Here is a 10885-nt window from a genome sequence, read left to right as displayed (position 1 = left end):
AGCGGGTCTGGCGCTCGGCAAACCTCCGCTTCGCACAATTCGCACGCAGGATAGCTTCGAACCCGGACATGCGCTGCCGCAGAGAGGACGGTTCCATGCTCGACACCCCAGACACCGCCTCCGAGATCGACCGCCTCCGCACCACGCTCGATATCACCCACGCGATGCTCGCGGCAGTGTCGTCAACCGACCCCGTGCGCTCCCTCGCGTCACGCGCAAGTACCATCTGCCACGGCACCGCGATCATCTACGACTTCGAGGGCGCCGTGGTCGCGAGCACGGGCGAAGCGCCCGTGCAGCTCATCTGGAACGAGGTCGCCGCCACCAACCAGCGCGAACTCGCTCTCGAGATCGGCCGCTGGCACGTGCGCACCCGACGGGTCGCCCTGCGCGATGGCGTGCACGTCATCGCGATCGCGAGCCGCGGTCCCGAACGGCTCGAACAGATCGGCGAGCTGCTGCTCGACACCTCGGAACGGCTGCTGGGTGCCGTGCACGGCATCCAGTACGGTGCGACGCAGCGCGACCGCCGCGACAACGAGCAGCTCATCGCAGCGCTGCACGACGGGATCGTGCCGGCCCGCGAGCACCGGTTCTGGAGCCGGCTCGCGCAGTTCCGCTTCCCCACCTACGCGAGTGTGCGCGCCGTTGAACTCGCTCCGCTCGACGCGCCGTCTGCGTCGGAGGCCCACATCGCCCAGCTCGTCTCGCGCGCCCGTTCCGACGACCTGCCGCTGCTCGTCATGCTGCGCCGCGTCGACATGGACGCGCCTGCGACGATCGCCGCACTAGTGCCGGCCTCGACCTCAGGCGAGCAGTGGCTCGCGTCGGTCGCGCGCCAGTTTCTCGTCGGCTCGTCGGCACCGACGCCGTCGCTCTCGACCCTCCCCGAATGCGTGCGCGAAGCCGAAACCGCTCTCGGCATCGCCAGGCAATGGGCAGCGGCAGCCGAGGTGCCGGAAGAGCTCGGGCCGGTGCTGATCGACCGCATCGACCTGTCGACCTGGCTGCTTTCACACGTCGACCACCGGCAGTTGCGTGACCGGATCGATCGCACACTCGCACCGCTCGACTCGCAGGTGTTGCGGGACACCCTCACGACATATCTCGCCACCGGGCAGAACGTTGCGGCCACGGCGCAGGCGCTCTTCCTGCACCCGAACACCGTGCGCTACCGCATCGGACGCGTTGAAGAGGCGATCGGCGAACCACTCACTTCCCCCTTCGCACTGTCGAACCTGATTCTGGCGCTGTACCCAGAGATCATCGGCCGCGGCGCCGAGCTGGGCGAGCGACGGCCAGCCGGGCCATCCGCGCCTTGAGAGGGTCTCGTCACGAGCTACCCGCAGCAGTGTCCTCACCCGGAAACCTCCCTATGCTGGAGTGGGTGGGCCCAGTTGGGGCGCCCGTCGTGTATCGAGGAGGATCATGAGCACCGGATCTCACAGCGAAGTACAGCTCGAGAACGAGCATTTCCGCGTCACGAAGTGGACCATTGCACCGGGCGGGGCGATCCCGATGCACCGGCATGAACACGAGTATGTGGTGGTGCCGCTCGTGACCGACACCATGCATGTCACGAATGCCGATGGCAGCGAGATCGTGGCCGAGCTGGCAACGGGTCGCAGCTACACCCGCCCCTCCGGCGCTGAACACCGCATCGAGAACCGCGGCGACAGCGCTGACGTGGTTTTCGTCGAGGTGGAGAAGCTGTCGTGACCGGGCAGGCTGGCGGATCGGGTGCCTCCGCATCGCTCGTGGTGCGGCCCGTCGCGGCGGGTGACCGGGAGGCTTGGGCGGCGCTGTTTCGCGGGTATCGGGACTTCTACGAGAAGCCGCATGATCAGGCCGTGATCGAGACGGTGTGGGGGTGGCTGATGGATCCCGCGCACGAGAGCCGCGGGCTTGTTGCGGAGATCGACGGGCGGGTGGTCGGGATCGGTCATTTCCGTCGCTTCGCGCGGCCGGTCATCGGCGAGCAAGGCTTCTATCTCGATGATCTCTTCACCGCGGCTGAGGCGCGCGGCACCGGCGCGGGATCCGCGATCCTCGCCCGCCTCGCCGAGATCGCGCGCGATGAGGGCGCCTCGGTGGTGCGCTGGATTACCAACGAGAACAACACCACGGCACGCAGCCTGTACGACAAAGTCGCCACGCAGACCCCCTGGGTCACCTACGATCTGGCGCCCGCCGAGTAGTCGCGGCGCACCCCGGCAAGCGGAGCTCACCCGCGTTGCAGATCAGATCCACCGGGTCACTCTGCAGCACGGGTGAGCTCTGCAGCACGGGTGAGCTCTGCAGCAACGATGAGCCGGCCGGTCTGCTCAAGGAGCGGCAGCGGATCGCGCATGCATCGTTCGGGGTCAGCCTCGAGCGCGGTGAGTTCGTAAACCTCACGAAAGCCCGCCGCGATCGCCCGCGCGCGCTGCAGCTCGCTGGATCCGCACACCACCACGACCGGCCTCCCGCCTGCCCGCGCCAACACCCCGGCCGGCGCCTTGCCGCTGAGGGTTTGCGCGTCGAATTTCCCCTCCCCGGTGATGATCAGGTCGGCACCCGCAACGGCGGCGTCGAAGCCGAGCAGGTCGAGCACAAGGTCGATGCCCGGCCGCAGTTCTCCGCGCAGCACCGCCAGTGCGGCGAAGCCGAGGCCTCCTGCAGCGCCCGCGCCCGGCCGCCGGGTCCACTCCCCCGGCGCCGCACCCCAGCTGCGCTCGATCAAGGCACCGAAATGGCTGATGCCAGCATCGATCTCGGCGACCCGCTCGGACGGGAGCCCCTTCTGCGGGCCGTAGACGGCGGCCGCGCCGTCATCACCACAGAGCGGGTTCACCACGTCTGAAGCGATGAGGATACGCGTGCGTGCGAGGCGCGGATCGAGACTTGCCGAGTCGATCCGCACCGCAAGCGCGGCACCGGCACCGCCGGGGCCGATAGCTTCGCCCGCCGCGTCGAGCATGCGCAGGCCGAGGGTTGCGAGCATGCCTGCCCCGGCATCGGTGGTGGCGCTGCCGCCCAGGCCGAGCACGACGCTGCGCGCCCCGGCGTCGAGCGCGGCGAGGATCAAATCGCCCACGCCCGCGCTTGTGGCGGTCGCAGCGTCCAGCACGCCCGAGCGTAGCGCCGCATGGTCGACCAGGCGCACACCGCAGGCCTCCGCAGCCTCGACCACCGCGACGCCGGCGCGCTCATCGAAGGCGAAGCGTGCCTCGCGGGGTTCGCCGTAGGGGCCTGTCACGGTGCAGCGGCGTTCTTCGAAAGCGGGGGCGGATCCTGCCGCAAGAGCTGGGTGCTCGGCGGCGAGCGCGGCATCAACGGTGCCGTCACCGCCGTCTGCCACTGGCAGCATCACCACATCGGTGTTGGGCTGTTCGGCGATGATGCCGCGGCGCAGCGCCGCTGCCACTTCCAGTGCGGTGGCCGAGCCTTTGAATTTGTCGCAGGCGATCAGTACGCGGGGCATTGCGGCACCCCGCTCACGCACCTGCCTGATCGGCTGCCACCACCGCAGAGGCGACTCGTCGGGTGGGCGCACCGGAATCCCGCAGCCGCTCAGTGCCTTCGGTTGCGCTGGTGCGACCGTGAGCGACGGCGCGCCCCTCGGCGTCGACCGCGACGAACACGATGCTTTCGAGCGTCAGCACCTCCTGCCCAGTGACGGCGTTTTCGACACGACAGCTCAGCGTCACCGAGGTTCGTCCGAAGGCTTCGACCCGATATTCGAGTTCGAGCAGGTCGCCACGGTCGGCTCGCGCCGAGAAATCGATGGCGGACATGTGCCGGGTCACCACGTCGATAGTGCCGAGCTGCGTCACCGCCACAATCGCGGCCTCCTCGTCGACCCACTGCAGCAGGCGACCACCGAACAGCGCCCCGTGCTGGTTGAGATCTTCGGGCTTCACCCATTTGCGCACCACGTGCCGGTACTCGCTCATGCCCCTCAGCCTACGCGGGAGGGCCGGGCACTGTCTGACCCGAGTCCGCCTGTCCGCCCCGTTCATCGTGTGCCAACCCATCGAGGTCACCCGTGTGGTCGTTATTCGGCTGGGAAACGACCACACGAGTGACCTCGATGCGAGGAGTATGCGACGCAGGCGGCTAGGAAGGGCAGATCAAACCCGCGGGAAAACCGGAGGGAAGAGCTGCGCCTCACTCGACCCTTCCGGGCCGGCGAGTGCGTCGCGCTCGGCGTAGGCGGCGCGCAGCTTCTCGAAGATCCGCTGCCCCTCCGCCCGCAGCGCCCGCTGGTCGAGGCCCGGGATCCGCCCGTCACGCATCACCACGCGTCCCTCGACCATGCTGAACACCGCGTCGCGACCCGTGCCCGCAAGGGTCAGCGTGCGGATCGGGTCGTCGACCGCGCCCATGCGCAGGTCGTCGAGCGCGAACGCGACGAGGTCGGCGGCGGCACCCGGGGCGATGCGCCCCAGGTCGGGCCGGCGCAGGGCGCGCGCGCCGCCGAGGGTGGCGGCCTCCACGTACTCGGCGAGCATTCCCATGCCGAGGTCGTCATGCTGCGCTTTCGAGAGCTGCACGCCCGTGTCGATCGCGCGGATCAGGTCCGGCGGGAACGAGTCGGTGCCGAGCGCAATGTTCACGCCGGCGTCGAGGTACTGCGAGAGCCGCTCCAGCCAGAACGCATAGCGCGCGTTGGTGAGCGGGCAGTGCACCACTGTGGCGCCGGCCTCGGCGAGGCGGGCAAGGTCGCCGCGATCCTCCCCGTGCACATCGGGGTGCACGTCGAGGTAGACGCCGTGCGCGAGCACCAGCCGCTCGTTCAGCAGCCCTGTGCGATCGAGCAGATCGAGCGGGGTCGTGCCACGATCGGCGGCGAGGATTTCGCGCTCGTCGGCAAGACCCTGCGTGGCGTGCACGCGCACGAGTGCGTCGCGCGCGGCCGAAACCTCGGCGGTGCGCGCGAGCAGCTCGTCACTCACGGTCTCGATCCGGCACGGCACGAGCACGCCCGTCACGAGCGGATCGGCCAGACCCTCGACGGTGTCGAGGAAGCGCACGGCGTCGGCGAATCCCGCTTCGCCCCGCGCCTCGTCCCAGTGGATGCCCGTCGAACCGTCCGAGTTGGTGACGTGCACACCGGAGCGATACGAGGGCCCGAGGAAGACCCGGAGACCGAGCTCGCTCGCGGTGCGGGCCGTGTCGAGCAGGTCGTCATGGGTCTCGGCCCAGGCGCCGTGGATCTCGGTGGAGATGGGCATCGCACTCGTGATGCCGTGCAGGATCAGCTGTACCAGCCCGTAGCGGCGCAACGTGCTGCGCTCGGCGGGGGTGAGCACCTCGTGCGGCGCCTCGGCGTACTCGGCCGACCACTCGAGCCGTGCCGCGTGCTCGGCACCCCACCAGGAGTCGAGCAGCAGGTGGTCGATGTCGACGAGACCTTCAAGGTCGATGAGGCCAGGCATGAGCAGGGCCTCGCCGAGGTCGATCGTCTCGTCGGCGCGTTCGGCGAGGGCGGATCCGGCCGCGGCGCCCGCCACAGCCTCGACGCGCGCACCGCGCACGAGCACCACCGCGTCGCGCAGCTCGGCGAAGCCGCCACGCGCCTCATCCCACACGATCGCGTGCGAGGCGCGCAGGGCGGTCGCTGACTCAGCCGAGGTTGCGGCCGGAGCCGCCACCTCTGCTTCTGTCGCGCCCGCTGCCCCCGGCACGCAAGCCCCCGTCACGATGCCAGGCGCTCGCGCCGCACCGGCTTCCAGCCGGGCCCCGGAACGGCCGCACGCAGCGCCCGCGTGTACGGGTGGGTGGGGTTGGCGAGCAGATCCGCCGTCGCCCCGCCGTCGACCACCTGCCCGTTCTCCATCACGATCATGCGATCCGAGATCTGGTTCACAACCGCGAGATCGTGTGAGATGAAGAGGTAGCTGATCTCGCGCTGCGCCTTGATGTCGGAGAGCAGGTTGAGGATCTGCGCCTGGATCGACACGTCGAGAGCCGCGACGGCCTCGTCGAGCACGATCACCTTGGGGTCTGCGGCGAGCGCGCGGGCGATGGCGACGCGCTGCCGCTGGCCGCCCGACAGCTCCTTGGGGAGGCGGTCGAAGAAGCGCTGCGGCAGCCCGACCGCGTCGAGGATCTCCTGCGCGCGGCCGCGCAGCTCGCGGCCGCCCCGCGACCCGCCGGCGTGCAGCCGCAGGTTGCCGAGGATCACGTCGCCGATGCGCTGCCGTCCGTTGAGCGACGAGTACGGGTCCTGGAACACGTACTGCACCTCGCGGGCGCGCTCGCGCCGATCCCGCAGGCGCTTCGGCGGCTGCGAACGGTCGTGCTCGCCCACGGTCACGGTCCCGCTCGTCACCGATTCGAGGCCGACGATCATGCGGGCGACCGTCGTCTTGCCCGATCCCGACTCCCCCACGATCGCGAGGCATTCGTCGGCGTGCAGCTCGAACGAGACGCCGTCGACCGCGACCACGTCGTCGCCCTTGGAGCCCCGCGGGGCGGGGAACACCTTGCGCAGTTCGCTCACGCTGATGAGCGGCGCGCCCGATTCCGATTCGCTGTGCATCACGACCTCGCCTTCAATTCCTGGTGCAGCTCGAGGTTGTACTCGAGCACGGGGAGGCGGTCGAGCCGCTGGTCGATGCTCGGGCGCGCCCCCATGAGTTCCTTCGTATACGGGTGGGTCGGCGCGTCGTAGACGTGCGCGCCCTGCTCGACGATCTCGCCCGCATACATGACCGCGAGCCGGTCACAGCAGGCGTTCGCGAGTTCGAGATCGTGCGTGATGAACAGCAGCGCCAGGCCGCGGGCCCGACGCTGCTCGTCGAGGATCGCCATAACGTCGGACTGGGCGGTCACGTCGAGCGCGGTGGTGGGCTCGTCAGCGAGGATCAGCCGCGGCTCCGCGAGCAGGACGCTCGCGATCATGACGCGCTGCAGCAAGCCGCCCGAGAGCTCGTGAGGGTACTGGCCGAGTCGCCGCTCGGGGTGGCGCACACCAACCTCGTCGAGCAACTGCACCGCTCGGCGCTCGGCCTCGGCGCGCGGCACGCCACGGTCGCGCACGAGCGCCTCGGTGAGGAAGTCGCCGACGGTGTGCACTGGATTCACGTGAGCGCGCGGATCCTGGAAAATCATTCCCACGTCGGTCGCCCGATAGCGCCGCAGCCGCTCACGGCCCATTCCGAGCACGGACTCGCCATCGAAGCGGATCTCGCCGTCAACCTGGAATCCCTTGGCGAGCATGCGCATTACCGCGCGCGTAGTGAGCGACTTGCCCGAACCCGACTCGCCAACGAGGCCGAGGGCCTCGCCGCGGTCGAGAGTGAGGCTGACACCGTTCAGCAGGTCGAGTTGACGGTACCGGGTGACGAGGCTCGCGTGCAGGTTTTCGATCTGCAGCAGGGGTGCGCTCATCGGATGCTCCTAGCGTTCGAGGTGAGGCGATCACCGATCACGGTGATGCTCCACACGATCAGCACGATTGCGAGGCCGGCAAAGATGGCCTCTCCGGGCTGCCCGCGCAGCACCGAGTCGAATCCACTCTTGACCATCAGACCGAGGTCGGCAGTGGGCGGCTGCACGCCGAGCCCGAGGAATGAGACCGCGGCGAGGTCGATGACCGCGAAGCCGAGCGACGACACGGCCTGGGCGACCACGATGGGCTGCACATTGGGCAAGATCTGCGTGAGGCTGATGCTCACGCCCGACTGGCCCTGCAGCCAGGCAGCTTGCACGTACGGCATACCCCGCTCGCGCAGCGCGGCACCGCGAACGACTCGCGCCACGTAGGGGATGTAGCCGATCGCGAGACCGCACACGACGGTCACGAGGCTGGGGCCCCAGATCGCGACCGCGATGAGGCCGAACACGATTCCCGGCACAGAGAAGAGCACGTCGAGCACCCACGAGATCACAGTGTCGACGCGGCCGCGGTTCCACGCCGCGAGCAGCGCCAACAGGGTGCCGACGACAGTCGCGATCAGGATCACGAACGTCGGCCCGAGCAGCGTGACGCGTGCGCCCCACATGAGACGCGACAGCAGGTCGCGGCCCAGCGCGTCGGCGCCGAGCAGGTGCTGCGCGCTCGGCCCGCTGAGCGCGGCGAACAGGTCGGGGAAATCAGGGTCGTAGGGAGCCACCCAGGGGGCGAGCAGCGCGGCGAGCACGAACACGGCAAGCACGACCGAGGCGATGATGCCAAGCGGGCCGAGCTTGCGCACGAGCAGGGTGAATCGGCCAGGATCGGCTGCGGCGGAAGCGCGCGCCAGCGCGATCTGTGTGGTGCGCGGTGCGCTCATTGCTTGCTCCCCAACTGGATGCGCGGATCGATCATCGTATACAGGAAGTCGACGATGGCGTTGATGATCACGAAGGCGACCACGAGCACGAGGATCACAGCCTGCACGACAGCGAAGTCGCGCTGCAGGATCGCCCGCACGAGCAGCGATCCGAGCCCGTCGAGGGCGAACACGCTCTCGACGATCACGGCGCCCGCGATGAGGGTGGCGACGGTGAGGCCCAGCACGGTAGTGATGGGGATCAGCGCGTTGCGCAGCACGTGCCGACGGATGATGATGGCGGGCTTGAGGCCGCGCGCTACCGCGGTCTGGACATGTTCGCGCCCCTCTTCCTCGAGCACGGCCGCGCGGGTGATGCGCGCGAGATAGGCGGCGCTCGCGACGGCGAGGGCGATCGCCGGCAGTGTGAGGTGCAGGATCGTGTCGAATCCTCCGCTCCCCGAGCCGTTGGTGGGAAACCACCCCAATCCGACCGCGAAGACGCTGATGAGCGCGACACCGATCACGAAGGTCGGCGTGGCGAGGCCCAGTGTGGCGAGGGTCGTGACGACCTGATCCGTCCATCCGCCCTTGAGCGAGGCGAGGAGGCCCAGCCCGATGCCGACGACCGCGATGATGATCGTCGAGAGCGCGATGAGCGCCACCGTGGTGCCGATGCGGCTCCCAATGAGGTCGGTCACGCTTTGACGGTAGACGATCGACTCGCCGAGGTTGCCGCGCACGATGTCGCCGAGCCAGGCGAAGTAGCGCAGGAAGAAGGGGTCGTCGAGGTGGTACTGCTCGGTGACCCTAGCGATCTGGTCAGGGGTCCCGCCCCGGGGCCCCAGCACAAAGCTGAGCGGGCTCCCCGGAGCGAGATACATGAGCCCGAACACCACGAACGAGGTGACCAGCAGGACGAGCAGGAGGCTTCCTGACCGTCGCAGGAGGAACGAAGGGATCGACACGGGTTACTCCACGCCGCCGATCGTGGCCGCCCAGGGGTAGTAGAGGTAGGCGACGGAGGCCGTCGCACCCGAGATGCGATCGTTTTGGACGAGGATGGTGGGCATGTAGTTGAGCGGCATCCAGGGCAGATCCTCGGTCACCTTCGCCTGGATCTCGTTGGTGAGCTCGGCGCGCGCGGTGGGGTCGAGCTCGGCACGAGCCTGCGAGATGAGGTCGCTCACCTCGGTGTAGTTGCCGAAGTTGCTCATGCCGCCCTCGGTGAAGACTTGGTAGACGTCGAGCGGATCGGTGACGTTGCCGTACCAGGTGGTGAAGAAGGCGTCGATGCCCTTGCGAGCCTCAGGATCGAAGTAGAGGTTGCCGTACTGCTCGACCGGCACGACCTTCGTCTCGATGGTGAGGCCGACGGCCTGGCCGGCAGCCTGCAGCAGGTTCGCGGTCTGCTCATGCACTGCCGAGGAGCCCTGGATCGCAATGGTGATCGGCTTCGAGAGGTCGCCCACCTCGCCGAGTAGTTCCTTCGCCTTCGCGGGATCCGACTTCGCGCTGAACTCACTCCAGGCGGGTTCGAAGATGTCGGCACGGTCACCCCAGTAGTCGGGGCCGGCGAGGGTGGGAGCGGCGATGGCCGCGCCCTGGAAGACCACGTCGGCGACCGCCTGGCGATCGATCGACTGCAGCAGCGCCTCGCGCACCCGTGGATCAGAGAAGGGGCCTTCTTCGGTCGCGCTCGCCAGCGTCCAGAACACGAACGACTTGCCGTAAGTGGTGGTGACGGCGTCGCTCGACTCGAGCTGGCCGAGACCGGTCGGGGGCAGGTAGAAGAACTGGCCGTCGACGTCGCCCGAGCGCAGCGCGTTGATCGCGGTGCTTTCGTCGGCGATAAAGCTGAACGAGAGCTTCTCGACCTTGGGCGCCAGCTCCGCGTCCCAGTAGTTCTCATTCTTGACGAGGTCGATCGACTTGCCTGCCTTCCAGGCGTCGAGTGCGAAGGGACCGGTGCACTGCATACCGCCCTGGGGGGTGCCGAACTGTTCGCCAGCGGCCTCGGCGGCGGCCTTCTGCACGATGGCGCCGGCGGCAACCGACATCGCCTGTTCGAAGAGTGCGTCGGGCTGCTTCAGCTTGACGGTCACCTCTCGGTCGCCGGTCTGCTCGACGGACTCGACTGAGAGGAAGTACTCGTTGTAGTACGACGGCGTCTCGGGGCCGACCTGACGGCCGAGCGAGTAAACGACATCGGCGGGGGTGAGCGGAGTGCCATCCCAGAAGGTGACTCCGTCACGCAGGGTGTAGACGTAGGTGGTGTCATCGGGGGTGGCTACCGATTCCGCGAGCCCGGGCGAGGTGCTCAGGTCCGGGTTCATGCGCATGAGGCTCTCGCACATGTTCGCGATCACTGTGTTCTCGGCGTAATTGAACGAGAACCAGGGATCGATCGAGAGCGGCTCGTAGGGCAGGTTCCAGTTGACGACGTCGACGGGCTGCGTGCCCGGCTCGGTGGTGGTGGCGAGGTTGCTGAGGTCGACGTCGAGGCCGCCGCCCTGGGCTCCTGCTGCGCCGCCGGCCCCGCCGCCGGCGCAGGCGGTGAGGGTGAGCGCGGCGGCAACAGCCGCCCCTGCGAGGGTGAGACTGCGCCGCTTACGGGTGCTGTGTGTGGACACGGGTACTCCTTT

At 68.7% G+C, this 10885-nt stretch carries 11 protein-coding genes; 3 read left to right on the top strand and 8 right to left on the bottom strand.

Annotation, left to right across the window (positions count from 1 at the left end):
• Positions 1-95: 95 nt before the first annotated feature.
• The 3 genes from WFL22_RS08075 (at position 96) to WFL22_RS08065 (ending at position 2198) form a co-directional block, all read left to right on the top strand.
• On the top strand, positions 96-1322 hold the full coding sequence (locus tag WFL22_RS08075; RefSeq protein WP_336652409.1) for a PucR family transcriptional regulator: 1227 nt from the start codon (positions 96-98) through the stop codon (positions 1320-1322).
• 106 nt (positions 1323-1428) lie between these two features.
• A complete protein-coding gene (locus tag WFL22_RS08070) occupies positions 1429-1719 on the top strand; it encodes a cupin domain-containing protein (RefSeq protein WP_336652410.1) in 291 nt (96 codons plus the stop codon).
• Entirely contained in the window at positions 1716-2198 is a 483-nt protein-coding gene (locus WFL22_RS08065) for a GNAT family N-acetyltransferase (RefSeq protein ID WP_336992195.1), read from the top strand. Before WFL22_RS08070 ends, WFL22_RS08065 begins: the two co-directional genes overlap by 4 nt.
• Before the next feature lie 56 nt (positions 2199-2254).
• Here the strand turns inward: WFL22_RS08065 and WFL22_RS08060 are convergent, their stop codons facing one another.
• The 8 genes from WFL22_RS08060 to WFL22_RS08025 all read right to left on the bottom strand — a co-directional run bounded on the left by WFL22_RS08060 (position 2255) and on the right by WFL22_RS08025 (position 10873).
• Positions 2255-3463, bottom strand: coding sequence for a glycerate kinase (locus WFL22_RS08060; RefSeq protein WP_336992193.1), 1209 nt, complete (start codon positions 3461-3463; stop codon positions 2255-2257).
• A gap of 13 nt (positions 3464-3476) precedes the next feature.
• Positions 3477-3935 (bottom strand): acyl-CoA thioesterase, encoded by a 459-nt coding sequence (locus WFL22_RS08055; protein WP_336992191.1) that lies wholly within the window; start codon positions 3933-3935, stop codon positions 3477-3479.
• A gap of 177 nt (positions 3936-4112) precedes the next feature.
• Positions 4113-5669: a chlorohydrolase family protein gene (locus WFL22_RS08050; RefSeq protein ID WP_336652414.1), complete on the bottom strand. Its 1557-nt coding sequence runs from the start codon at positions 5667-5669 to the stop codon at positions 4113-4115.
• 11 nt (positions 5670-5680) lie between these two features.
• Positions 5681-6526 (bottom strand): ATP-binding cassette domain-containing protein, encoded by an 846-nt coding sequence (locus WFL22_RS08045; protein WP_336992190.1) that lies wholly within the window; start codon positions 6524-6526, stop codon positions 5681-5683.
• On the bottom strand, positions 6526-7377 hold the full coding sequence (locus tag WFL22_RS08040) for an ABC transporter ATP-binding protein (RefSeq protein WP_336652416.1): 852 nt from the start codon (positions 7375-7377) through the stop codon (positions 6526-6528). The genes WFL22_RS08045 and WFL22_RS08040 overlap by 1 nt, the downstream gene beginning before the upstream one ends.
• Positions 7374-8261, bottom strand: a complete 888-nt coding sequence (locus WFL22_RS08035; RefSeq protein ID WP_336652417.1) for an ABC transporter permease — start codon at positions 8259-8261, stop codon at positions 7374-7376. Before WFL22_RS08035 ends, WFL22_RS08040 begins: the two co-directional genes overlap by 4 nt.
• On the bottom strand, positions 8258-9208 hold the full coding sequence (locus WFL22_RS08030) for an ABC transporter permease (RefSeq protein WP_336992189.1): 951 nt from the start codon (positions 9206-9208) through the stop codon (positions 8258-8260). The genes WFL22_RS08035 and WFL22_RS08030 overlap by 4 nt, the downstream gene beginning before the upstream one ends.
• A gap of 3 nt (positions 9209-9211) precedes the next feature.
• Positions 9212-10873 carry an ABC transporter substrate-binding protein gene (locus WFL22_RS08025; protein ID WP_336992188.1) on the bottom strand — a complete coding sequence of 554 codons (1662 nt, stop codon included), beginning with the start codon at positions 10871-10873 and terminating at the stop codon, positions 9212-9214.
• Between the last annotated feature and the right edge of the window lie 12 nt (positions 10874-10885).

The organism is Leucobacter sp. VD1, assembly GCF_037150695.1.
Classification (GTDB): Bacteria; Actinomycetota; Actinomycetes; order Actinomycetales; family Microbacteriaceae; genus Leucobacter.
This window is presented reverse-complemented; position numbering and strand designations above follow the sequence as displayed.

Bases quoted from the DNA above. Each gene is read 5' to 3' on its own strand.
- WFL22_RS08045 (WP_336992190.1), bottom strand. From the start codon at position 6,526: ATGCACAGCGAATCGGAATCGGGCGCGCCGCTCATCAGCGTGAGCGAA.
- WFL22_RS08055 (WP_336992191.1), bottom strand. From the start codon at position 3,935: ATGAGCGAGTACCGGCACGTGGTGCGCAAATGGGTGAAGCCCGAAGAT.
- WFL22_RS08070 (WP_336652410.1), top strand. From the start codon at position 1,429: ATGAGCACCGGATCTCACAGCGAAGTACAGCTCGAGAACGAGCATTTC.
- WFL22_RS08060 (WP_336992193.1), bottom strand. From the start codon at position 3,463: ATGCCCCGCGTACTGATCGCCTGCGACAAATTCAAAGGCTCGGCCACC.
- WFL22_RS08035 (WP_336652417.1), bottom strand. From the start codon at position 8,261: ATGAGCGCACCGCGCACCACACAGATCGCGCTGGCGCGCGCTTCCGCC.
- WFL22_RS08075 (WP_336652409.1), top strand. From the start codon at position 96: ATGCTCGACACCCCAGACACCGCCTCCGAGATCGACCGCCTCCGCACC.
- WFL22_RS08040 (WP_336652416.1), bottom strand. From the start codon at position 7,377: ATGAGCGCACCCCTGCTGCAGATCGAAAACCTGCACGCGAGCCTCGTC.